The sequence below is a fragment of the Bradyrhizobium sp. USDA 4486 genome, from assembly GCF_054057995.1.
The window spans coordinates 6049854-6071504 of sequence record NZ_JBSRZV010000001.1 but is presented as its reverse complement, the minus strand read 5'-3'; the positions used below and the strand labels follow the sequence as shown (position 1 = coordinate 6071504).

The window sequence follows — 21651 nt, the reverse complement described above, 5'->3', positions numbered from 1 at the left end:
AGCCGTTGTTAGCTTCAAGCAGGCCAAATCAAAAATGTGCCAAAAAACATAGACGGGGAGAATCATGAGCGCTCAGGGAACGCCGTCCGCGGCAGGTACGACGGCAGGGACGTCCAGGGAGACGACAAGGCAAACGCCGAAGGGCGCCTGGACGGTCACGTTTCTGCTCTTTCTCTTCATGCTGGTGAACTTCGCCGACAAGATCGTCGTCGGCCTCGCCGGCGTGCCGATCATGACCGACATGAAGCTCAGCGCCGAGCAATTCGGCCTGCTCGGCTCCTCGTTCTTCTTCCTGTTCTCGATCTCGGCCATCGTGGTCGGCTTCATCGTCAACAAGGTGCCGACGCGCTGGGTGCTGCTGGCGCTGGCGGTGATCTGGGCGCTGGCGCAGTTTCCGATGGTCGGCACCGTCTCCTTCACCACGCTCCTGATCTGCCGCATCGTGCTCGGCGCGGGCGAAGGCCCGGCCTTCTCGGTCGCCGCGCACGCGATCTACAAATGGTTCCCCGACGAGAAGCGCACGCTGCCGACCGCGATCCTCTCGCAAGGCTCGGCCTTCGGCGTCATCCTCGCGGTGCCGGCGCTGAACTGGGTCATCGTCAATCATTCCTGGCACTATGCCTTCGGCGCGCTCGGTGTCGTCGGCCTGATCTGGGTTGCGGCCTGGCTCGCGCTCGGCAAGGAAGGCCCGATCGAGAGCACGCAGGTCGCGGCCGCGACCGAACCGACCGTCCCCTATTTGCAGCTTCTCACCTCGCGCACCTTCATCGGCTGCGTCGCGGCGACCTTCGGTGCTTATTGGGCGCTGTCGCTCGGCCTCACCTGGTTCACGCCCTTTATCGTCAAGGGGCTCGGCTTCTCGCAGAGCCAGGCCGGCTTCGTCTCGATCCTGCCTTGGGTGTTCGGCGCCACCATCGTGATCCTCACAGGCTGGATCTCGCAGGTGATGATGGCCCGCGGCTACAACACGCGCGTCGCGCGTGGCGTGCTCGGCTCGGTGCCGCTGGTGATCGGCGGGCTGATCCTGGCGATGATGCCGCATGTTCAGGGCGCGGGCCTGCAGATCGCCCTGCTGGTGGTCGGCTCCGGCCTGTGCGGTGCGATCTACGTCGTCTGCCCGCCCATGCTTGGCGAGTTCACGCCGGTGTCGCAGCGCGGCGCCATCCTCGCGATCTACGGCGCGCTCTACACGCTCTCGGGCATCATTGCCCCGAACGTGATGGGCACCGTGATCCAGCGCGCCGGCAGCATGCTCGACGGCTACATGACCGGCTTCACCATCAACGCCGCCATCATGGTCGGCTCCGGCCTGCTCGGCCTGTTGCTGCTCTGGCCGAACACGGAGCGCGCCAGGCTCACGGGTGGCGCGCCGGCGCAACCCGCCCCGCTGAAGGGCGCGGTCTCGCCGACGTAAGAGGGCCGCGCTCACTTACCCTCCCCTGGAGGGCCCTCCAGGGGAGGGTAAGCGGCAATGCCTCTCTAAAGCATGATCCGGAAAAGTGCGAAGCGGTTTTCCGAAAAAAAGATCATGCGCAAACAACAACCTAAAGCGCGATGACGATTCATCCCAATCTCATCGCGCTTTAGTTCGCCAGACCCTGCGCGCCCCGAATCAGCTTCCCTGGCCGTCTGCCGGTGGCCTCACCCTGTCGCCGCGTCACCACGCCCGACACGATCGTCGCCTCATAGCCGTCGACATCCTGCAGCAATCGCCGTCCGCCGACCGGCAGGTCGTAATGCACCTTCGGCGGATGCAGGTGCAGCCGGTCGTAGTCGATCACGTTGAGGTCGGCCTTGTAACCGGGCGAGATCAGTCCGCGATCGGCGAGGCCGACCGAGAGCGCGGTCTTGCGCGATTGCGCAGCGACCACGAACGGGATCGTCAGCTTCTCGCCGCGTTTGCGGTCGCGCGTCCAGTGCGTCAGCAGATAGGTCGGGAAGCTGGCATCGCAGATGATGCCGCAATGCGCTCCGCCGTCGGACAGGCCGGGCACCGACTGCGGATCGACCAGCATCTCGCGCGTCGCATCGAGATTGCCGTCGGAATAGTTGAGGAACGGCACGTAGAGCATGCCGCGGCCCTCGTCCGACAGCATCGCATCATAGGCGAGCTCCTCCGGCTGGCGGCCCTGGCTGCGCGCCTGCGGTCCCAGCGCGTTCTCCGGCGGCTGCTCGTAATCGGGAGGATCGCCGAGCAGGAACATCTTGTCGTAGTTGGGACGGAAGAACAGCGGATCGTCAGTCGACGTCGCCGTCTCGCTCAGGATCGCCTTGCGCACCTCGCTCTGGTGCAGCCGCGCCAGCCGCTCCTTCAGCGGCAGATGGGCGATGGCCTTGTAGCTCGGATGGGTCTGGAACGGATTGCGTGACAGCTCGAGGCCGAGCAGGAGTCCAACCGGACGTGCCGCGATCTGCGCGGTAATGGAAAGGCCGCGCCTTGCCGCCGCGTTGATCTCGTCCAGCGTCTGGCGCCAGCGGTTTGGCGCCTTGTCGTTCTGCGTGATCGAGAACGAGATCGGGCATCTTGTGGCGTCCGCCACCCGCAGCATCATCGGCAGATCTTCGTGGATGGTGGAGAGATCAAGCACGAATTGCAGCACGCTGCGGCCCTCGGCTTGCATCGCGCCGGCAATTGCGGTGAGCTCGTCCTCGCCCGCCTTCAACGTCGGGGTGAAATCGCCGGTCGAGGTGCGGTGGTTGAGCGTGCGCGAGGTCGAGAAGCCGAGCGCGCCGGATCGTACCGCCTCGCCCGCGAGCTTCGCCATCGTCGCATTGTCTTCCGCCGTCGAGGGCTCGCGGCGCGCGCCGCGCTCGCCCATGACATAGACGCGCAGCGCAGCGTGCGGTAGCTGCGCGCCGACATCGATGTCGAAATCGCGCTTGCCGAGCCAGTTCATATAGTCCGGAAAACTCTCCCACGCCCAGGGAATGCCCGCGCTCAGCACCGGCTCGGGAATGTCCTCGACGCCTTCCATCAACTGGATCAGGCGGGTGTGGTCGGCCGGCTTGCACGGCGCGAAGCCGACGCCGCAATTGCCCATGATCGCCGTGGTGACGCCGTTCTGCGAGGACGGCGTGATGTCCTGGCTCCAGGTGACCTGGCCGTCGTAATGGGTGTGAACGTCGACGAAGCCCGGCGTCACCAGCTTGCCGCGCGCGTCGATCTCTTCGCGGCCCTTGGCGGAGACCTTCCCGACCTCGCTGATCCTGCCGCCGGAGATGGCGACGTCAGCCTCGAACAGCTCGCCGCCGTTTCCGTCCGCGACGGTGCCGCCGCGGATCACGAGATCAGGGGTGCTCATGGTGTTTCTTCCCGTTTCGCTTGTTGTTGTGTTTTGATTTATCGGCTCGTCGCCCCGGACAAGCGCAGCGAAGCGGAGCGCCGCAGGGACAACGACTGAATTCGCTGCTTAAGTCTTTGCCGGCTTCCGTTCCGTGAACGGCGACAGCACCACCGTCGCCAGCATGAAGATCACGGACGCCCCGAACACCCAATGCGGGGCGCTCTGGTCCATGATCCAGCCGAACAGCAGCGGTGAGACGATGCCGCCGAGATTGAAGCCGGTGGAGACGATGCCGAAGGCGCGCCCGGCGGCGCCGGGAGGCGCGGCGTTGCGCACCAGCATGTCCCGCGACGGCGCGATCACGCCGGAGAGGAAACCTGCGGTCGCCATCGTCGCGGTCAAGGCCCAGGCCGGCAGCGTGACCAGCGCGATCAGCAGCACGATTGCCGCATTGGCGGCAAAGCAGGCGGCGGCGACATAGCCGTGACGCTCGGTGTAGTCGGCGAGGAAGCCGCCCGCGAGCACGCCCGCGGCGCTGGCTCCAAGGAACGCGGTCAGCGCGACGTTGGCGATCGAATAGGAGGCGCCGTAGCCGCTCATCAGCGCCACCACGCCGAAATTGTTGATGCCGGCGACCGACAAGCTGAGCAGCGTGAACAGCGCAGTGAGCATGATCAGAGCCGGCGTGATCACGGCCTGCTTCGGCGCGGCCGCCTCGCCGGGCTTCTTCTTGTGTGCGCCGGCATCGGGAATGCTCATGACGACCAGCAGCAGCGCCACGGCAATGCCGACCGCGCCCGATGCGATCAGCGCGCCGACGCCGCCGGAGACGGTGACCAGCGCGGCAACGATCGCCGGCGCCACCGCGCCGCCGAAATAGCCGGCAAAGGTGTGGACCGAGAAGGCGCGGCCCATCCGCGCTTCGTCCATGTGCTCAGCCAGGATGGCGTAGTCGGCGGGGTGATAGACGCTGTTGGCGAGCCCGAGCAGCACCGCGCAGGCGATCAGCGCGGGGTAGCTGAGATGCAGGCCGAGCAGGATGAGGGCGAGGCCGCCGAGCGTGAGGCCCCCCAGCAGAAGCTTTCGCGCGCCAAAATGGTCGACCAGATAGCCGGTCGGCGCCTGCGTCAGGCCGGACACGACCGCGAACACCGTCAGCGCGAAGCCGAGCTCGATATATCCGACCCCGAGCTTCGCCTTCAGGAAGGGAAACAGCATCGGCAGGACCAGCATATGGAAATGGCTGACCCAATGCGCGATCGAGATTCCCGTCAACGTGCGCAGCGCGCTGTCCGCCTTGCCTTGTTGCGGTGCGGCGAGAACGTCAGCCATTGCAGTTCCGTTTCACGTCCTGGAGGGGATGGTCAAACTATCGGGGAGAGCGGTTATTTGTCCATGAACGCAGGCGCATGGCAGGTAGTGCGGGTGGGGGAAGTGAGGGGCGTCGGGGCGCCTCCACGCCATCGTTCCTGCGAAAGCATGCGTTCGCAGGGACGACAGCGCGCTCACAACGGCTCGTCATCATTGCCGTAACGATCACGTTTCGGCGTGGCTATGTCGCCGTCTTCGTAATCGTCATCGGACTCGCGCGGAGGTGGGGATGTCTTTGGCTTGTCGTCAGCCGTCTTCGTCTTCGGCGGCGCGCTTGGCTTGGCGGTTTTGGCCATGGCTGGTCCCGGATGGTGATGCTTCACCCGATTTATCCGGAAGATATGTGGGGTTCCCTGATCTGCCGCAAGACGAAGGCGTCAGTGCACCACCGGCCCGCCCGCCTTCTTCCAGGCATCGATGCCGCCGGCAATGTGCGCCGTGTTCGATAGTCCCGCTTCCTTTGCAGCGGCCACCGCCATCGCCGAGCGCTCGCCGAAGGCGCAGAAGAACACGACGCGCCGGCCCGTCGCGGCCGCGACTTCGCGCAGCATGCCGCCGGGCTTCAGGCTCTCTTCGACCGACGGATAGGGTGTGTGCAGCGCACCCTCGAGCATGCCGTGCTTCATCCGTTCATTGGTCTCGCGTAAGTCCACCAGGAGGATGTCCGGCCGGCCGAGGGAGCGGATCGCCTCGACCGCGCTGAGCACGCGGCCCTCTTTCTCCAGCTCTTCCTGGTGCAGGCCGACATGCATGTTGGCGGGGATCGCCACGTCCATCATCTTGGGATTGGGCAGCTTAAGGTTGGCCATCAGCTCGATATATTCGTCGACCGAGCGCACCTGGAGGCGTGGATTGTAGCGCCTCTCCTCGCCGATGGTGGAGACGGTGTCGCCCTTGTAGTCGTGCGCCGGAAACACCAGGGTCTCATCCGGCAGCTTCAGCAGCCGGTTGAAGATCGACTCATACTGTGCGCGCGAAGAGCCGTTCTGGAAATCGGTGCGGCCGGTGCCGCGGATCAAAAGCGTATCACCGGTGAAGACGCGGTCGCCCATCAGATAGGAATAGGAATCGTCGGTGTGGCCGGGCGTGTACATCACGTCGAGCGACAGGCCCTCGATCGTCACCTTGTCGCCGTCCGCCACCCGCATCGCCACCACGTCGGCCTTGGTCTGGTCGCCCATCACGGTCATGCAATGAGTGCGGTCGCGCAGCTCGCCGAGGCCGGTGACGTGGTCGGCATGCAGATGGGTGTCCACCGCCTTGACCAGCTTGAGGTCGAGCTCGCGCAGCAGCTGGCAATAGCGGTCGACCTTCTCCAGCACGGGATCGAGGATCAGGGCCTCGCCGCCAGGGCGGCTCGCAAGCAGATAGCTGTAGGTGCCCGAAACGCTGTCGAAGAGCTGACGGAAGATCATGGCAGGGACCCGGCGTGGAACTGATTTCGAGGATTGTACTACGGGGCGGGACGGAAATAGAAGCAATTCACTGTATAAATGGTGAAATTTGGAAGATTTTTATCTGGCCCCACTCACCATAGTCATCGCCCGGCCTGACCGGGCGATCCAGGTATTCCACGACTCTGGTGAGAGATACGGACGGGCCGCGGTGTACTGGATTCCCCGCCTTCGCGAGGAATGACACTCGTGGGGCGAGGTGGCGTGTCTCCAAACTCCGGACGGGCCCTAGGGCCTCACCACCGTGTACCCGTTCTCCGCCAGAAACAGGATCTGCCCGACCCCGACTTGCACGGGTGTCGCGGCGGGAATGAACTCCGGCCTCTTCCCGGTCTCCCGCTCGATCGTGTCCACCGTGTTAAGGCAGATGTCGAAGCGCACGCCCTGCGCGATCAGGCTCTCGACCTGCTTGCGGCGCTCGCTGCCTGACAGCAGAAGATCGATGCCGGGACCAAACGCGACGACCTCGATCGCGACTTTGTCGGGCTCGTAAGCCTTCAAGAGATTGTTGGCGACGCTGAGCACCAGCGCCTGCTTCTTCACATCGCCGTCGGAGAGCTGGAGCGCGACCTTGTGCTCGGCGAACGGCTTGTCCTGAAGCGGCACCTGCTGGGCAAAAGCCTGCGGCATCGTCATCCAGGCGAGCAGCATCAGCACGCGAAGAATTTGCGACCGCATCATTCCTATCCCGCAATGCCTGGATTGCCATCGACGCCCTTCAGCGTGACGCCACTGCCGAGCCGTTCCTGAAACATTCGGCCCGACCGCAGATATTTGGCGACGACATCCCACACCGGCGCGCCCTGCTGGCCGTTAATCGAGGCCCAGCCCGCGACCTTGTAGCGGTGGCTGGCGCTCAGCGTCTTGCCGCCATTGAGCTTCAGCTCCGAGATGCGGCTGCCGATCGCGTTGGTCGGGCTGCAAGTGTAGCTGAGCCCGCCGGCGCGCACCATGTCGCCGCCCTGCTGGTAATAGGGATCGGCGTTGAAAAGGTTGTCGCAGATGTCTTCCAACACATCCTTGATCTCTGCGCCGGTCATCTCCTGCACATAGGTCTCGGGATAGCTGATCGCGGTCTCCGCGAGCACATCTTCCATGGTCAGCGCCTGGCCCGACAGCGCGGTGACGCCCCAGCGAAAACCCGGCGACAGCGCGATCTCGGCGTCGAGCTCGGTGCGCAACGCGGTGCAGATCAGCTCGTCCATGGGTCCTGCGAAATTGTCGCGGCGATAGAGCAGACGGTCCGGGGTGGCGATCTTATCCGCCCAGTCGGTCATATGCGGCGCGCGCAGCCGGCCGATCAATTCGGCCATGGCGGGGTCGGGCTTGAGCAGCTCGGAATAAACAGGCAGCAGATGATATCTGACATCGCCGACCTTGCCCTTGTCGAGAGCGAGATCGAGCACGCCCAGAAATTTCCCGTTGGAACCGGCATTGGTGACAAGCGTCGTACCGCCGGCGTTCTTCACCGGGATGGGCTGCGGCACGGCGTCATGGGTATGCCCGCCGAGGATGACGTCGATGCCGGTGACGCGGCTTGCGAGCTTGAGATCGACGTCCATGCCGTTGTGCGAGAGCAGGATGACCGCATCGACCTTTTCGGTGCTGCGCAGGCCATCGACGTGCTTCTGCAGCTCTTCCTCGCGGATGCCGAAGGTCCAGTCGGGCGTGAACCGTTTGGGATGGGCGATCGGCACATAAGGAAACGCCTGGCCGATGATCGCGACGCGGTGGCTGCCGAGCTCCTTGATCATGGAGGGCTTGAACACCCGCCCGCTGGCCTTGTCGAAGGCGGGCGCATCATTGAACGCGGCTTCCTCGGTGAGAAAAACGTTCTGCGCCAGAAACTCGCCCCTGAAGCGCTCGAGATTGTCGCGCAGCGCCTGCTCGCCATAGGTGAATTCCCAATGTCCTGTCATCGCCTCGATGCCGAGCAGGTTGGCGACCTCGACCATGTCGCGGCCCTGCATGATGTTGGCAAGCCCGGTGCCCTGCCAGAGATCGCCGCCGTCGACAAGCATGGAGCGCTTCTCGCCTGCATCGCCGCGCAAACGGTCGATCAGCGTCTTCAGATGGGCAAAGCCGCCGAGCTTGCCGAAGCGGCCCGCCGACTTCTCGAACTCGAAGCAGGTGAAGGCGTAGGCATCGGCGCTGTCGGACCGGATGCCGAACCGCTCCAGGAAGGCGCGGCCGACCAGATGCGGCGGCCGCCCCGCCATCTCGCCGATGCCGATATTGACGCTGGGCTCGCGGAAATAGACCGGGTTGAGCTGCGCATGCGTGTCGGTGGTGTGCAGGATCCGCGCATTGCCGAACCGTTCGAGGTCGTAAATGCTCGCGGCCTCCGCGGCGCGCGCGAGCCGAGGCAGGCTGAGCGAGGTGGCGACAGCGGCTGTACTCTTCAGGAATTCGCGGCGGCGGATGGCCATCCCAGATTCTCCGCGCCTATGCTCGGCTACGACAGTTCAACGCGCTCAAGTCTAAAGCATGATCCGGAAAAGTGCGCAGCGGTTTTCCGAAAAGATCATGCTCAAACAAACAGCTAAAGCGCGATGGCGATCCTAATCGCATCGCGCTTTAGCGGATTTCCATGGCCTTCCAGGCTTCTTTTTCGGACGTCGCCTGGACGATCGACGCCTTCGCCAGCGCCTCGGCTTCCTTCGAGGCGGCAACCGCCCGGTCGAAATCGCCGCCGTCGGCCGCCTTCCTCGCGGCGGCGAGCGCCGATACGGTCACCGTCCACTGGTTGCGCATGCCGGCGGCCTCCTTGGAGGCGGCTTCGGCAGCGGCATAAGCCGCCTTGTAGTCAGCCTCGTTGGCCGCGCGTGCGGATGGCGCGAGGCTCAGGGCGAGCAGCATGGCCAAGGGTAGTGACAGCTTCATGGCCGCGCTCCCGGGCCTGAAATCGGCAGGCCGTTGGCGACGTAGGACAGGAAATACTCGACGTCGCGATATTCGTCCGACTGCGGCTCCAGCGGAACCGCGCGGGTCTGGCTGTTGCAGGTGACGAAGCGGCGGCTGATCGTGCCCATGCCGCTCCATTCGGAACGATAGATCGGCATCGCGTTCAGGATGCCGAGCGCCGGCGCCAGGATCTCGGCGCGGATGCGCTCGCCCGGGCTCTGCACATGGCAGCTCGCGCAGGAGAAATTCAGCTGGCCGCGGCGGGTGTAGAAATAGCGCTTGCCGTTCTCGAAGGCTGCGAGCGCGCGGGGATCGTCGGGAATCTTGATGTCCATCGGCTTGCCACGCGAGGTGTAGGCCATGTACGCCGTCAGCGAGGCCATCTCGTCCTTGACGTAGGAGTAGGGCGCTTCGCCATTGGCCTCGCGGCAGCGGTTGAGCGCGAGCTCCAGCGTGACGACCTTGCCTTCCTTGGTGTCGAAATAGGGATAGTTCTGGCGAATGCCGATGCCGCCGTTCGGGAAGCAGTCGGCATAGGTCTTGCCGTTCTTGAACGGCGTCGCGAACATCTCCTTGCCGGCATCGAGCGCGAACTCGTAAGGCGGAAATTCCTCTTTCTCCTGCCACTGCCGCTTCATATCGGCGTTCATGGAATAGGGACCGTTGACGAAATCCTCGTGCTTCACGTCCGGAAATTTTTGGAAGAAGAAGTTCTGGAACGCCTTGGCATCGGCAACCGGATCGACCTTGTCGGCCGCGGTCACGTGCGGTGAGGTCAGCGCGAACGCGACCAGCGCGGCGCTGAGCGAGCCAAGCAGGAGCGAGGTGCGGGCCTTCATCACGAAATCTTCGCGGTGGTCGTGTCCGACGCACCCTTGTTGTCGATCCAGGAGATCTTGAGCTCGTCGCCCTTCTTGGCTCCTTTGAAGCTGAACTTGAGGTAGGGGTCCTTGGAGACCGCGGTGCCCCAATCGGCGACGAAGACGTCCTTGCCGTTGCATTCGAACTTCAGCCGCTGGATGAAATGCGCGGGGATCAGCTCGCCCTTGGAGTCCTTGACGAGACCGGTGTCCATGGGATGCTGGATCAATGTCTGCACCTCGGTGATGTCGCCGTTGGCGGATGCGCGGACGCGAATGCTGGATGCCATGTCGATCTCCCTCGCCTAGCCGCCGCAGCCGCCGACGGTGACCTTGACCTCTTTGGTCGCGCTGTAGAGCTTGCCGTCGGCTTCGACGATCGCGGTCACGTTGGTGGTCTTGGCCATCTTCAGGCGATTGGCGACGCCCGGCAGCGTGCCTTCGGGAATCCTGTAGGACGCGGCCAGCGCGTTCGGGTTCTCGGCCACGAAGAACGAGATCGAGGTGACCTTGTCGAGCGTCGTCGTCACCGAGATCGGCACCACGCCGCCATTCTCGGCGATCTCCGGCGCATCGAGCTTGATCTTGTCCGAGGGCTCGGCGGTCTTGCCGTAGAGCGCCTTGATCGCGTCCGCTTCGTTCTTCAGCTTGAACGCCTCTTCCGGATATTTGTCGTTCGCCGCCGCGAGCGCCGACGTAGCCCCGAACGGCAGATTGCCAAGGCCGAGCAGCGCGACGCCGGCTGCGCCCTGAAGGATCAGGCGCCGGGTCGGAAGAGGGCCGGTGGTGGTGGTCATCTCAACTCTCCTGGGATGCCTGAAGTCACAGGGTTTGCAGGAAATCAACGATCGCGCTGATCTCCTGTTCGGTCAGAATCCGGTTCCGGCCGAACGGCGGCATCATGGTCTGCGGGTTGCGCTTGGTCTCGTCGAAGATGATCGCGACCAGCTCGTTGCGATCGGGGTATTTTGACTTGATGTCCTTCAGCTCCGGGCCGATCGTTCCCGGCAGGTCGCCGCCCTTGATCACGTGGCAGGTCAGGCAATTGCCCTTGCCGCGGTCGAAGGCGAGCTTCTGGCCCTCGGTCACGGCGGATTGTGCCTGCGCAGGGCTTGCGAAGCCGGCGGCGATGGCCAGCAGGAGGAACAGGACGGGCATCCGGACAAGGGCGGTCAAGGCGTCATTCCGAGGGCGTTGTGGCGATGGTCTCGATCGCGAAATAGGCGTTCCAAAGCACAAAGGGCTGCCCCTGACAATCAAGACTATGCACGCGGCAAATTGGAGTTAATATCTTCCGCATTGCAACTGAAGAGATTATTTGTTCGGTCGATTTGGCCCCAATGGGCATGGGGCGGCGGCTGTTTCCAGGGCGTTTGGGCGCTCATCCTGTTTTCATCGCGTTCTCGGTTTTTCAAGGGGACCTCACTTTGACTGAATATGTCGTCGAATTTGGCAGGGACGGCGGACGGGTCGAACCGGACGGGCGGCTCGATGCGCCGGCCTTCCATCGCAATCACGAGCCGCTCTGGGCGGCGCTGGAAAAGCATCTGGCTGGCCTCACCGGCAACGTGGTCGAGGTCGGCAGTGGAACCGGCCAGCACGTGGTCCATTTCGCCCGCCAGACGCCCGGCCTCGTCTGGTGGCCGAGCGATCTCAACCAGCGACATCTGAAGAGCATCGAGGCCTGGCGCGTCCATTCGGGCCTGCAAAACATCCGCCCGCCCCTGCGGATCGATCTCACCGATCCCGACTGGTGTCCGGAGATGCGAAGCGGGCAGGCGCCCACAAGCCTTGCCGCCTTGTTCTGCGCCAACGTCATCCACATCGCGCCATGGAGCGTGGCCGAGGGCCTGTTCGCCGGCGCCGGCCGCTATTTGCGCGCCGACGGCAAGCTGTTCCTCTACGGCCCGTTCAAGCGCGACGGCAAGCACACCGCGCTCAGCAACGCCGTGTTCGATACGTCTTTACGCGAAGGCAATCCCGAATGGGGTGTTCGTGACGTCGGCGACGTCGAGACCCTGGCGAAGGCCGCAGGCCTTCGCTTGGTCGATACCATCGAGATGCCCGCAAACAATCTGACGCTGGTGTTTTCGAGAGGCTAACTCGGGACGTCGTGCCCGCGACAAGCCCGGCCATGACGGCGCTAGCTCTCGTCCCGCCACCCGATCTTCTGCTTCAAGAACCGGAAGCCGATCACCTCGAAGCCGGCGCGCTCCTTGTTGTCCTTGCCGTAGCCGTGGCCGCCGGCGGCCGGCTCGTAGAACCAGGCTTCATAGCCCATCGCTTGCAGCTTCGCCGCCATTTTGCGCGCATGGCCGGGATGGACGCGGTCGTCGCGCCGCGTGGTGGCGATCAGGATTGGCGGATAGGATTGGCCGGCTTTGACGTTGTGATAGGCGGAATAGGTCTTCAGCCATTCCCACTCCTCCGCCTTGTCGGGATCGCCATATTCCGCGATCCAGCTCGCGCCCGCGAGCAGTTTTGTGTAGCGGCGCATGTCGATCAGCGGGATGGTGCAGAACAGCGCGCCGAAGCGCGCGGGATAGCGCACCAGCATGTTGGTGATGAGGATGCCGCCGTTCGATCCGCCCTGCGCGGCGATGCGCTTTGCGCTCGTCACGCCGCGGCGGACGAGATCGGCGGCGACGGCCGCGAAATCGTCATGCGAGAGCTTCTTGCCGGCGAGCCGGCCGGCATCGTGCCAGCGCGTGCCGAACTCGCCGCCGCCGCGCAAATTCGCCTGCACCGTAGTGCCGCCGCGCTCGAGCCACAGCTTGCCGAGCGCGGCGTTGTAGTAAGGCTTCACGGAATGCCCGAAGCCACCATAGGCGCTCATGTAGACCGGCGCATCGCCGGTCTCGGTCGCCGGCCCGGTCTGCACATAGGGAATGCGCTCGCCGTCGACCGAGATCGCCTCGTGCTGCGTCACGATCAGCCCGTCGGCGGTGAACGTCTTCGGCGCCTGCTTCAGCACGATCGGGCTTTCGACGCCGCGTTCGAGCAGCAGCAGCGACGGCGGCGTCAGCGGGTCCTGCACATTGGCGAGCAGGTCGCCATTGCTCTCGCTGGGATGGCGGTCGAGCGGCCAGACGTCGACGACGCCGATCTGCGGCAGGCCAGGAAGCGTCTTTCGGCTCCATGAGGTCGCCGACGGCGTGCAGATGTCGAAGCGCGGCTGGAGCTCATCGAGTATCGACAGCACCAGCTTGCCGGCGGCCCAGAACAGGCCTTGCAGCGCGCGCCGCGGCGCCGGCTCGAACAGCACCGCGAAATCGCGGCTGCCGGCGAGGAACGCTGACAGCGAGATGCCGAGCACAGTGTCGGTGGCATAGCTGCGGCCTTCGACGGACCAGTCTTTGCGCAGCTTGATCGCGAACCAGTCGCCATGGGCCTGCATCCGGATGCCGGTCGGCAGATCGAGCTTCGTCGTCGCGCCGGCCGCATCGCGCAGCCAGATCGCGTGATTGAAGAAATCGATCTGGTCGACGATCCAGACCCGCGGCGCTGCTCCGGTGTCGTCGCTCATGCCGTAGATCATCATGTGATCGGCGGCGGTCTCGATGATCACCTTCGCCTGCTCGACCGCCTGGCCGCGCCGCCACAGCCGGACGGTCCGCGCATAGCCCGAACTCGTCGTCATGCCTTCGCCATAAGCACTGGACAGCAAGAGCGTGTCGGCATCGAGCCAGTCGACGCCGCCCTTGGCCTCCGGCAGCGTAAATCCATCAGCGACAAAGCTCTTCGTGGCGACGTCGAACTCGCGCAAGGTGACCGCGTCGCTGCCGCCGCGCGACAGGCTGAGGATCGCCCGCGAACTTCCCGGCATCGTGGCGATCTGGCTGAGCAGCCAGTCCTCGCCTTCCTGTGCTGCGAGCTGGTCGATATCGAGAATCGTCTCCCACGCGGGACTCGCTTTGCGAAATTCCGTCGGCGTGGTTCGTCGCCACAGGCCACGCGGGTTGGTGGCGTCCTTCCAGAGATTGTGCAGATCGCGGCCGCGCCGGCTGACATAGGGAATGTTGTCGGGACGATCGTAGATCGCGGCGAGGACGTCGCGGTCGCGCTCGAACGCTGCGCCGCCAAAGGCGGCGAGCGTCAGCTGATTCTGCCGCTCGACGAAATCAAGCGGCTGCTTGCCTTCGATCTCCTCCAGCCACAGCCAGGGATCGTCGTCGGGAGCTTGAAGCGTGGGCCTGTCGTCGGCGGACATGGACGAAACTCCTGGAAGGGGCGGCGGATAGGATTTGATCGAGCGCAAGCCGTCAAGGGCGTGCTCCGGTATGATCGGCCTGATTGCGTCAGAGGCATGGCCCGCGCCCGTTTGCGCTGGTTGTCCGCCCTCCCGCGCCCCTCCATAGTGCCGGGAATCAACGCGCTCCTTGAGAGCCCCTTGGGGCGGAAAAGCCGATGCTGGACGTGACGACAGCCAACGAGATCGCCGACGACGCACGCGTGCGTGCCAATGTGGTGCGCCTCGCGGCCGCGCAGGCGCTGACCGGCGCCAACTCGGCGGTGATCTTCGCCACCGGCGCGATCGTCGGCGCCACGCTCGCACCCGACATGTCGTTCGCGACAGTCCCGATCTCGATGTACGTGGTGGGCCTCGCCGCCGGCACGCTGCCGACCGGCGCGATCTCGCGCCGCTTCGGCCGCCGCGCCGCCTTCGTGGTCGGCACCGGCCTTGGCGCGCTGACGGGTCTGCTCGGCTGCTTCGCCATCCTGCACGGCTCGTTCGCGCTGTTCTGCCTCGCGACCTTCCTCGGCGGCCTCTACGGCGCCGTGGCGCAGTCCTATCGCTTCGCCGCCGCCGATGGCGCCAGCGCCGCTTATCGGCCCAAGGCCGTGTCGTGGGTGATGGCGGGCGGCGTGTTCGCCGGCGTGCTCGGCCCGCAGCTCGTGCAATGGACCATGGACGTCTGGTCGCCTTATTTGTTCGCCTTCAGCTTCCTGGTGCAGGCCGGCGTCGCACTGGTGGCGATGGGCATCGTCGCCGGCGTCGATATGCCCAAGCCCGGGCCGGCCGATCTGCACGGCGGCCGGCCGCTGCTCACCATCGTGACCCAGCCGCGCTTCATCGCAGCGGCGCTATGCGGCGTCATCTCCTATCCCGTGATGAATCTGGTGATGACGTCGGCGCCGCTCGCCATGAAGATGTGCGGCCTGTCCGTGTCCGATTCCAATCTCGGCATTCAATGGCACATCGTCGCCATGTACGGCCCGAGCTTCTTCACTGGTGCGCTGATCGCGCGCTTCGGCGCGCCGAGAATCGTCGCCGCCGGGCTGCTGCTGGAAGCGGGGGCCGCCGGCATCGGCCTCTCCGGCCTCACCGCGATGCATTTCTGGGCCACCTTGATCGTGCTCGGCGTCGGCTGGAATTTCTCCTTCATCGGGGCCTCCGCGCTGGTGCTCGAGACGCACCGGCCGCAGGAGCGCAACAAGGTGCAGGCCTTCAACGATTTCCTGGTGTTCGGCATGATGGCGCTCGGCTCGTTCTCCTCTGGCCAGCTGCTGGCCAATTTCGGCTGGTCCGCGGTGAACATGGTGGTGTTCCCGCCGGTGGTGCTGGGCCTTGCCGTGCTCTCGCTGGTCTCCTGGGCACGCCGCCGCAAGGCGCGGCTGGAGGCGGCCATGGGCGAGTTCCCGGACGCGGTGTGACGCATGATCCGGACCCGAAGGGCCGCGTTAGCTCAAAGTGCGCAGCGGTTTTCCGACAAGGCCATGCGCAACTAGTTGGCGGGAGATTGTCAGCAGCGTCGATAGTTCGATCCAGCTCGAAGTGATTTCGGGTCGGCGTCGTTACATGATGGCCGTCATGAACAGGCTCATCAGGCCATCAATGGTCCTTCAATTTCCACCGTCATTCCGGGGCACCCGAAGGGTGACCCGGAATCTCGAGATTCCGGGTTCGATGCTTTGCATCGCCCCGGAATGACGGCGAGGAGCAAAGAAATGCTCAACAATCCCCGCCACACAATTCCAATTGAGGAATCCTCCCTTCGCTACGAAGGCTGGCGCATCGTCGCCGTCTGCTTCCTGCTCGCGACCTTCGGCTGGGGGCTCGGCTTCTACGGTCAGAGCGTCTATGTCGCCGAGCTCCAGCGCGCGCGGGGCTGGCCGGCCTCGCTGATCTCGTCCGGCACCACATTCTTCTATCTGTTCGGCGCGCTGCTGGTCGTCTTCGTCGGCGAAGCCGTCCGGAAATATGGCCCGCGCATCTGCCTCATCGCCGGCACGCTGGCGATGGCGGCTGCCTCGGTTGCGATCGGCGCGGTGCGCGAGCCCTGGCAGCTGTATCTCGCCGACGCCGTGCTTGCCTTCGGCTGGGCCGGCACGAGTCTCGCCATGATCACCAACACGATCAGCCTCTGGTTCGACCACAAGCGTGGCATGGCCATCAGCCTTGCGCTGAACGGCGCCAGCTTCGGCGGCATCGTCGGGGTACCCTTGCTGGTGATGTTGATCGGCCGTATCGGCTTTGCCGGCGCGATGTACGCCGCCGCCGGCGCCATGCTGGTGTTGCTCGTTCCGGTGATCCTGCTCGTCGTCGGCCGCCCGCCCGATCTTCACGGCTGGCAGCTGGCGGCAAGAGCGAAGCCGCAATCGTCGACGGAGATCCGCGCCTGGGCACTGCGCGATGTCGGCTTCCTCACGGTGACGATTGCCTTTGCGCTGGTGCTGTTCGCGCAGGTCGGCTTCATCGTTCACCTGATCTCGTTCCTCGATCCCGTGGTCGGCCGCGAGCGGGCCGCGATGGCGGTTGCTGTGCTGACGGCAATGGCGGTGGTCGGCCGCGTGCTGTTCTCGCTCGTGATCGACCGCCTCAACCAGCGGCTCGCCTCGGCGCTGTCGTTCCTGAGCCAGGCGGCGGCGCTGTGCGTCGTCATCAATGTGCAGAACGACTACGTGCTGATCGCGGCCTGCGCGGTGTTCGGCTTCTCGGTCGGCAACCTCATCACGCTGCCGTCGCTGATCGTGCAGCAGGAGTTCGCCCCCGCCTCGTTCGGCGTGCTGATCAGCCTGAACACGGCGATCAACCAGGTGACCTACGCGTTCGGCCCCGGCGTCGTCGGCTTGCTGCGCGATTGGTCCGGCGGCTATGTGCTGCCGTTCTATCTCTGCATCGTACTGGAAGTGGCGGCCGCGGCGCTGATCCTGGTGCGGGGGCGAGACGTCGCCTAGGCATGATCCGGAAAAATGCGAAGCGGTTTTCCGAAAAGATCATGCACAAACAACAACCTAAAGCGCGATGACGATTCATCCCAATCTCATCGCGCTTTAGGCTGCGGCTCAGCGCGCGCGACGCTTGCTGGTCGTTCCGTGCAACGGCTGCGGCACCGCGAACTTTCGTTCGATTGCGCCGGATGTCGCCGCCCGCATCAGGCGGCGGAATGTCGGACATTCCATGTGGCTTGGGGCGGGACAGACGGCGGCATGCCGCAGCCCGTCACGCATGGCGATCAATCTGCGGATTGTCCCGTCCAGTTGCTCGGCCTTGGTCGCCAGCTTCCGACGATCAATGCGCGGCCGCCCGTCAGGTCCGAACATCCGGGCGATCTCGTCGAGCGAGAATCCGGCTGAGCGTCCCAATGCGATCAGTGCCAGTCGTTCCATCACGCCTGCATCGAACAGCCGACGCAAGCCGCGCCTTCCGATCGAGGTGATCAATCCCTTCTCTTCATAGAAGCGCAGCGTTGAAGCGGGAATGCCGGAGCTCTGCGCCACCTCCGCTATGTCGATCGTCTTCATCCTCTTGACCTCAAGTCAACTTGAACTGGCACTATGCAGTGGTCCGACGCGGCCAGGCAAGACGGGAGTTGACCATGAACGTTGTGCAACAAACAGATTACGAGCAGATGAGGCTCTGGAACGGGCCGGCCGGGCGCGCCTGGACCGAAGCGCAAGACATTCTCGACCAGATGTTCCGCCAGTTCGAGGCGCCCCTTTGCGAGGTCGTACCGGCGGGAGCGGCGCGCCGCGTGCTCGACGTCGGCTGCGGCACCGGGGGCGTCACGGTGGCCATTGCCCGAAGACTCGCCGAGCACGGCCGCGCCGTGGGAATAGACATTTCGGCGCCGATGATTGGAGCAGCCCTCAGCCGTGCACGGCACGAGGGCACGCCAGCCCACTTTGTTTGCAGCGATGCGCAGAGCTACGAATTTGAGCCCGGGAGCTTCGATACGATCGTCTCGCGCCTGGGCGTCATGTTCTTCGCGGATCCGATCGCGGCATTCGGCAATCTGAGGCGCGCCACCGTCGAAGGAGCCAGGTTGCGCTTCATTGCCTGGCGAAGCGCAGCAGAGACTCCGTTCATGACCACGGCCGAGCGCGCCGCCGCGCCTCTCCTGCCGGAACTTCCGGCCCGCCGCCCGGACGGCCCGGGTCAGTTCGCCTTCGCCGATCCGCGCCGGATCGAACGCATCCTGCGGGCGGCCGGATGGACGCGGATCGAGATTCGGGCCGTCGACATCCCTTGCAGCTTTCCTGCGAGCGAGCTCGTTCGCTACATCAGCTGGCTCGGCCCTGTCGGAACGATCCTGCAGGATGCGGATCCCCAGCTACGTCGGACAATCGTCGAGGCGGTGCGTCCGGCTTTCGACGGCTATGTCCAGAAAGACGCGATCTGCTTCACCGCCGCATGCTGGATGGTCGATGCAGAGACCCCATCCGCTGCTTCTGGCGAGGTGCCAGATGCCTAGAGTACTGGATCTCCTGACATGCGCTGTCCTGGTCGGCTGCGCCGCGACGGCCGCGACCGACGTTTGGGCGCTCGTCCGCTCATACCTCTTTGCGATCCCTTCGCTCGACTACGGCCTCGTTGGTCGCTGGTTGATCCACCTGGCGCGTGGTCGATTTTTCCATAAAGCTATCGCGGCGGCGGCATCGGTTCGCGGCGAACGCCTGATCGGATGGGCCGCTCACTACCTGATCGGCATCGTGTTCGCGGCGATCTTGCTCGCCATCTGGGGACTCGATTGGCTGCGTTCCCCGGCGATCGGTCCCGCAATGATCGTGGGGATCGGTAGCGCAACGGCTCCTTTCCTGATCATGCAACCAGGCATTGGGCTCGGCCTTGCGGCGCGGCGGGCGCCACGTCCAAACATGGTGCGTCTCAACACCCTGCTCACGCATGCAATATTCGGTCTCGGCCTCTATGCCGCGGGATGGGTCATGAGATTCCTGCGCTGAGCGCGACCGCCGCACACACACTCACCGCTCGCGCTGCTTCAGCAGCGCATCGACATCCAGCCGCTTCGTGAACATCGCCAGCTTCCCATCCTCCCCGAACGGCCATTGCTCCCGCGGCTTGTCCCAGTACAGCTCGACGCCGTTCTGGTCGGGATCGCGCAGATACAGCGCCTCACTGACGCCGTGGTCGCTAGCGCCATCCAGCGCGATGCCGGCCGTGAGCACCCGGTGCAGCGCATCCGCCAGCGCGGGGCGCGTCGGATAGAGGATGGCGGTGTGGAACAGTCCCGTCGTGCCCGGCGGCGGCGGCGAGCCGCCCTTGCTTTCCCAGGTGTTGAGCCCGATGTGGTGATGATAGCCGCCGGCCGAGATGAAGGCCGCGCCCGATCCCATCCGCTGCATGAGCTCGAAGCCGAGCACGCCGCAATAGAAACCGAGCGCGCGATCGAGATCGGCGACCTTGAGATGGACGTGGCCGATCCTGGTACCGGCGGCGATGGCGGATGATTGCGACATGTGGCTGCTCCGTTTCTGAACTCCACATAGGCCGCGCTTCGGGACGGCGCTACCGGTTGATCCCGAAACCCAGCGTTTCCGAACGGGAAATCCATTGGGCTGAATTGATGGTTCGGTGCCGGCCGAGGCGCAGGTTTACCTCTCCCCGCCGGGGAGAGGTAAACGCCGACTGCACTCAATTTTCACCCCGCTAGCTGAGCTCCGACACCTCGCCCTCGGGCAAGCCGAACTCGAACGTGTTCAGCGTCATCGACACCATGGTGTAGTAGCCGCACAGTCCGATCACCTCGACGACGCCGCGCTCGCTGAGCAGCTTCACCGCCTCATCATAGAGGCCCTTCTCGACGCCGTGACCCTCATGCAGCGACTTCGCGAGGTCGTAGATCGTCTTAGCCATGGGATCGTCGAACTCGGGCGTGCGGCGGTCGCGGATGGCGTCGATGATTTTCGGATCCATGCCGCCCGCAAGCGCAAGGCGCTTATGCGCATACCACTCGTAATGCGCGGTCCAGTGCCGCGCCGTCACCAGGATCGCGATCTCCGAGAGTTTTGCCGGAAAGATCGTATCGAAGCGCAGCACTTCGCCGAGCCGCGTCGCATGGCGCGCCATCTCCGGGCTGTTGAGCCAAGCCATCATCGGCGCCGGCGGCTTGCCGCGCTTGCCGGCGATCGACTCGTCATAGGTCTGCCGCTGGCTCTCGTTCATTTCGCCAGGCGAAAGAAGCTTTAGGCGCATTCTGGTTTCCCATTTGTTTTCAAGCCTCGCCGTGAGGGAGACTATAGCCGATGCGCGGCACGGAAGTGGTTGAATTCCACGGTGCGATGGCCCAGAGTCCCGCCCAACACGTCGATTTTGATTGATGGAAACGACCATGAGCGAGACTGAGACAGCCGATCTCGAGAAATTCCGCGCCGAGACGCGCGCCTGGCTGGAAGCCAACTGCCCGCCGGAGATGCGCAAGCCCGTGACGTCGGACGCCGACGTGTTCTGGGGCGGGCGCAACGCAAAGTTCTCGTCCGAGCCGCAGCGCATCTGGTTCGAGCGCATGCGCGACAAGGGTTGGACCGTGCCGGATTGGCCGAAGCAATATGGCGGCGCTGGCCTCAGCGCCGCCGAGCACAAGGTGCTGCGCGCCGAGATGGCCAGGATGGGCGCGCGCCCGCCGCTGTCGAGCTTCGGCATCTGGATGCTCGGGCCGGCGCTGCTGAAATACGGCAATGAGGCGCAGAAGCAGGAGCATCTGCCGAAGATCGCGGCGGGCGAGATCCGCTGGTGCCAGGGCTATTCCGAGCCGAACGCCGGCTCCGATCTCGCGTCGCTCCAGACCCGCGCCGAGAGCGACGGCGATGACTTCATCATCACCGGCCAGAAGATCTGGACGTCCTACGCCAACTACGCCGACTGGATCTTCTGCCTCGTCCGCACCGATCCCGCGGCCAAGAAGCACGACGGCATCAGCTTCATCCTGTTCGACATGACCTCGAAGGGCGTCTCGACCAAGCCGATCCTCTTGATCTCCGGCTATTCGCCGTTCTGCGAGACCTTCTTCGACGGCGTCCGCGTGCCGAAGTCGCATGTGGTCGGCACCGTCAACCGCGGCTGGGACGTCGCAAAATATCTGCTCCAGCACGAGCGCGCGATGATCTCCGGCATGGGCGAGCGCGGCGTCGGCCGTCCACTCGGCCAGATCGCTGCCGACTCGGTCGGCACCGACGCGCAAGGCAGGCTCGACGATGCGATGCTGCGCGGCCAGATCGCGACATTCGACGTGGATGAAGCCGCGCTCGCGGCTTGCGCCGAGCGTGCGGTCGATCTCGCCAAGGCCGGGCAGGCGCATCCGGCGTTCTCCTCGGCGATGAAATATTACGGCACCGAACTCAACAAGCGCCGCTACGAGATCCTGATGTCGGCCGGCGGCGTCGATGCGCTGGAATGGGAGAGCGAGCGCTCCAAGCAAGGCGCCCGCCCGCGCGCCTGGCTGCGCACCAAAGCCAACTCGATCGAGGGCGGCACGTCCGAGGTAATGCTCGGCATCGTCGCCAAGCGCATCCTGGATTTGCCGGGGGCGTGAGGCT

22 protein-coding genes are annotated in these 21651 nt (G+C 64.7%); 7 read left to right on the top strand and 15 right to left on the bottom strand.

The annotated features are described in order from the left end of the window. Positions 1–64: 64 nt before the first annotated feature. Positions 65–1414: an MFS transporter gene (locus ACVWY3_RS28690; RefSeq protein ID WP_456841471.1), complete on the top strand. Its 1350-nt coding sequence runs from the start codon at positions 65–67 to the stop codon at positions 1412–1414. Positions 1415–1583: 169 nt separating this feature from the next. Here the strand turns inward: ACVWY3_RS28690 and ACVWY3_RS28685 are convergent, their stop codons facing one another. From ACVWY3_RS28685 to soxX, 11 genes are all read right to left on the bottom strand, one after another. Further along, a complete protein-coding gene (locus tag ACVWY3_RS28685) occupies positions 1584–3302 on the bottom strand; it encodes an N-acyl-D-amino-acid deacylase family protein (RefSeq protein ID WP_456841470.1) in 1719 nt (572 codons plus the stop codon). A gap of 108 nt (positions 3303–3410) precedes the next feature. Then, positions 3411–4616: an MFS transporter gene (locus ACVWY3_RS28680; protein WP_456841469.1), complete on the bottom strand. Its 1206-nt coding sequence runs from the start codon at positions 4614–4616 to the stop codon at positions 3411–3413. A gap of 173 nt (positions 4617–4789) precedes the next feature. Next, entirely contained in the window at positions 4790–4951 is a 162-nt protein-coding gene (locus tag ACVWY3_RS28675; protein ID WP_456841468.1) for a hypothetical protein, read from the bottom strand. An 81-nt stretch (positions 4952–5032) separates the two neighbouring features. After that, positions 5033–6070, bottom strand: a complete 1038-nt coding sequence (locus ACVWY3_RS28670; RefSeq protein ID WP_456841467.1) for an MBL fold metallo-hydrolase — start codon at positions 6068–6070, stop codon at positions 5033–5035. 267 nt (positions 6071–6337) lie between these two features. Then, positions 6338–6790 carry a DsrE family protein gene (locus tag ACVWY3_RS28665; RefSeq protein WP_456841466.1) on the bottom strand — a complete coding sequence of 151 codons (453 nt, stop codon included), beginning with the start codon at positions 6788–6790 and terminating at the stop codon, positions 6338–6340. A 2-nt stretch (positions 6791–6792) separates the two neighbouring features. Then, the gene (gene soxB / locus ACVWY3_RS28660) at positions 6793–8538 is read right to left on the bottom strand and encodes a thiosulfohydrolase SoxB (protein WP_456841465.1); all 1746 of its coding nucleotides are present in this window, start codon (positions 8536–8538) and stop codon (positions 6793–6795) included. 148 nt (positions 8539–8686) lie between these two features. Then, complete coding sequence (locus tag ACVWY3_RS28655; RefSeq protein ID WP_456841464.1) at positions 8687–8992, bottom strand: hypothetical protein; 306 nt, start codon at positions 8990–8992, stop codon at positions 8687–8689. Beyond that, positions 8989–9852 (bottom strand): sulfur oxidation c-type cytochrome SoxA, encoded by an 864-nt coding sequence (soxA, locus tag ACVWY3_RS28650; protein ID WP_456841463.1) that lies wholly within the window; start codon positions 9850–9852, stop codon positions 8989–8991. The genes ACVWY3_RS28655 and soxA overlap by 4 nt, the downstream gene beginning before the upstream one ends. Then, positions 9852–10163 (bottom strand): thiosulfate oxidation carrier complex protein SoxZ, encoded by a 312-nt coding sequence (soxZ, locus tag ACVWY3_RS28645; RefSeq protein ID WP_456841462.1) that lies wholly within the window; start codon positions 10161–10163, stop codon positions 9852–9854. The genes soxA and soxZ overlap by 1 nt, the downstream gene beginning before the upstream one ends. 15 nt (positions 10164–10178) lie before the next feature. Then, positions 10179–10670 (bottom strand): thiosulfate oxidation carrier protein SoxY, encoded by a 492-nt coding sequence (gene soxY / locus ACVWY3_RS28640; protein WP_456841461.1) that lies wholly within the window; start codon positions 10668–10670, stop codon positions 10179–10181. A 25-nt stretch (positions 10671–10695) separates the two neighbouring features. Further along, positions 10696–11049 (bottom strand): sulfur oxidation c-type cytochrome SoxX, encoded by a 354-nt coding sequence (gene soxX / locus ACVWY3_RS28635; protein WP_456841460.1) that lies wholly within the window; start codon positions 11047–11049, stop codon positions 10696–10698. 251 nt (positions 11050–11300) lie between these two features. On the opposite strand from soxX, the gene ACVWY3_RS28630 reads away from it, so the two are divergent. Next, positions 11301–11975 carry a DUF938 domain-containing protein gene (locus ACVWY3_RS28630; protein ID WP_456841459.1) on the top strand — a complete coding sequence of 225 codons (675 nt, stop codon included), beginning with the start codon at positions 11301–11303 and terminating at the stop codon, positions 11973–11975. Positions 11976–12016: 41 nt separating this feature from the next. Here ACVWY3_RS28630 and ACVWY3_RS28625 read toward each other — a convergent pair whose 3' ends face one another. Continuing rightward, entirely contained in the window at positions 12017–14083 is a 2067-nt protein-coding gene (locus ACVWY3_RS28625; protein WP_456841458.1) for a prolyl oligopeptidase family serine peptidase, read from the bottom strand. Between the two features lie 197 nt (positions 14084–14280). Between ACVWY3_RS28625 and ACVWY3_RS28620 the strand changes: the two genes are divergently transcribed. Together ACVWY3_RS28620 and ACVWY3_RS28615 are read left to right on the top strand one after the other, a co-directional pair. Continuing rightward, positions 14281–15528: an MFS transporter gene (locus ACVWY3_RS28620; protein WP_456841457.1), complete on the top strand. Its 1248-nt coding sequence runs from the start codon at positions 14281–14283 to the stop codon at positions 15526–15528. A 294-nt stretch (positions 15529–15822) separates the two neighbouring features. Further along, positions 15823–17052 carry an MFS transporter gene (locus ACVWY3_RS28615; RefSeq protein WP_456841456.1) on the top strand — a complete coding sequence of 410 codons (1230 nt, stop codon included), beginning with the start codon at positions 15823–15825 and terminating at the stop codon, positions 17050–17052. Positions 17053–17160: 108 nt separating this feature from the next. Here ACVWY3_RS28615 and ACVWY3_RS28610 read toward each other — a convergent pair whose 3' ends face one another. Beyond that, a complete protein-coding gene (locus tag ACVWY3_RS28610; protein WP_456841455.1) occupies positions 17161–17619 on the bottom strand; it encodes a helix-turn-helix domain-containing protein in 459 nt (152 codons plus the stop codon). Positions 17620–17693: 74 nt separating this feature from the next. Between ACVWY3_RS28610 and ACVWY3_RS28605 the strand changes: the two genes are divergently transcribed. Both ACVWY3_RS28605 and ACVWY3_RS28600 read left to right on the top strand, forming a co-directional pair. Further along, positions 17694–18569 (top strand): class I SAM-dependent methyltransferase, encoded by an 876-nt coding sequence (locus ACVWY3_RS28605; RefSeq protein ID WP_456843481.1) that lies wholly within the window; start codon positions 17694–17696, stop codon positions 18567–18569. Beyond that, positions 18475–19059 carry a DUF2938 domain-containing protein gene (locus tag ACVWY3_RS28600; protein WP_456841454.1) on the top strand — a complete coding sequence of 195 codons (585 nt, stop codon included), beginning with the start codon at positions 18475–18477 and terminating at the stop codon, positions 19057–19059. Before ACVWY3_RS28605 ends, ACVWY3_RS28600 begins: the two co-directional genes overlap by 95 nt. 21 nt (positions 19060–19080) lie before the next feature. On the opposite strand, the gene ACVWY3_RS28595 is transcribed toward ACVWY3_RS28600, so the two are convergent. Beyond that, the gene (locus tag ACVWY3_RS28595) at positions 19081–19575 is read right to left on the bottom strand and encodes a VOC family protein (RefSeq protein ID WP_456841453.1); all 495 of its coding nucleotides are present in this window, start codon (positions 19573–19575) and stop codon (positions 19081–19083) included. A 190-nt stretch (positions 19576–19765) separates the two neighbouring features. Continuing rightward, entirely contained in the window at positions 19766–20311 is a 546-nt protein-coding gene (locus ACVWY3_RS28590) for a carboxymuconolactone decarboxylase family protein (protein WP_456841452.1), read from the bottom strand. Positions 20312–20447: 136 nt separating this feature from the next. On the opposite strand from ACVWY3_RS28590, the gene ACVWY3_RS28585 reads away from it, so the two are divergent. Next, positions 20448–21647, top strand: a complete 1200-nt coding sequence (locus ACVWY3_RS28585) for an acyl-CoA dehydrogenase family protein (RefSeq protein ID WP_456841451.1) — start codon at positions 20448–20450, stop codon at positions 21645–21647. Positions 21648–21651: the final 4 nt, after the last annotated feature.

Coding starts and splice junctions, on each gene's coding strand:
- ACVWY3_RS28615 (WP_456841456.1), top strand. CDS start 15,823: ATGCTCAACAATCCCCGCCACACAATTCCAATTGAGGAATCCTCCCTT.
- ACVWY3_RS28610 (WP_456841455.1), bottom strand. CDS start 17,619: ATGAAGACGATCGACATAGCGGAGGTGGCGCAGAGCTCCGGCATTCCC.
- soxA (WP_456841463.1), bottom strand. CDS start 9,852: ATGAAGGCCCGCACCTCGCTCCTGCTTGGCTCGCTCAGCGCCGCGCTG.
- ACVWY3_RS28590 (WP_456841452.1), bottom strand. CDS start 20,311: ATGCGCCTAAAGCTTCTTTCGCCTGGCGAAATGAACGAGAGCCAGCGG.
- ACVWY3_RS28665 (WP_456841466.1), bottom strand. CDS start 6,790: ATGATGCGGTCGCAAATTCTTCGCGTGCTGATGCTGCTCGCCTGGATG.
- ACVWY3_RS28655 (WP_456841464.1), bottom strand. CDS start 8,992: ATGAAGCTGTCACTACCCTTGGCCATGCTGCTCGCCCTGAGCCTCGCG.
- soxY (WP_456841461.1), bottom strand. CDS start 10,670: ATGACCACCACCACCGGCCCTCTTCCGACCCGGCGCCTGATCCTTCAG.
- ACVWY3_RS28625 (WP_456841458.1), bottom strand. CDS start 14,083: ATGTCCGCCGACGACAGGCCCACGCTTCAAGCTCCCGACGACGATCCC.
- ACVWY3_RS28620 (WP_456841457.1), top strand. CDS start 14,281: ATGCTGGACGTGACGACAGCCAACGAGATCGCCGACGACGCACGCGTG.
- ACVWY3_RS28685 (WP_456841470.1), bottom strand. CDS start 3,302: ATGAGCACCCCTGATCTCGTGATCCGCGGCGGCACCGTCGCGGACGGA.
- soxB (WP_456841465.1), bottom strand. CDS start 8,538: ATGGCCATCCGCCGCCGCGAATTCCTGAAGAGTACAGCCGCTGTCGCC.
- ACVWY3_RS28595 (WP_456841453.1), bottom strand. CDS start 19,575: ATGTCGCAATCATCCGCCATCGCCGCCGGTACCAGGATCGGCCACGTC.
- ACVWY3_RS28605 (WP_456843481.1), top strand. CDS start 17,694: ATGAACGTTGTGCAACAAACAGATTACGAGCAGATGAGGCTCTGGAAC.
- ACVWY3_RS28690 (WP_456841471.1), top strand. CDS start 65: ATGAGCGCTCAGGGAACGCCGTCCGCGGCAGGTACGACGGCAGGGACG.
- soxZ (WP_456841462.1), bottom strand. CDS start 10,163: ATGGCATCCAGCATTCGCGTCCGCGCATCCGCCAACGGCGACATCACC.
- ACVWY3_RS28585 (WP_456841451.1), top strand. CDS start 20,448: ATGAGCGAGACTGAGACAGCCGATCTCGAGAAATTCCGCGCCGAGACG.
- ACVWY3_RS28600 (WP_456841454.1), top strand. CDS start 18,475: ATGTCCAGAAAGACGCGATCTGCTTCACCGCCGCATGCTGGATGGTCG.
- ACVWY3_RS28670 (WP_456841467.1), bottom strand. CDS start 6,070: ATGATCTTCCGTCAGCTCTTCGACAGCGTTTCGGGCACCTACAGCTAT.
- ACVWY3_RS28675 (WP_456841468.1), bottom strand. CDS start 4,951: ATGGCCAAAACCGCCAAGCCAAGCGCGCCGCCGAAGACGAAGACGGCT.
- ACVWY3_RS28680 (WP_456841469.1), bottom strand. CDS start 4,616: ATGGCTGACGTTCTCGCCGCACCGCAACAAGGCAAGGCGGACAGCGCG.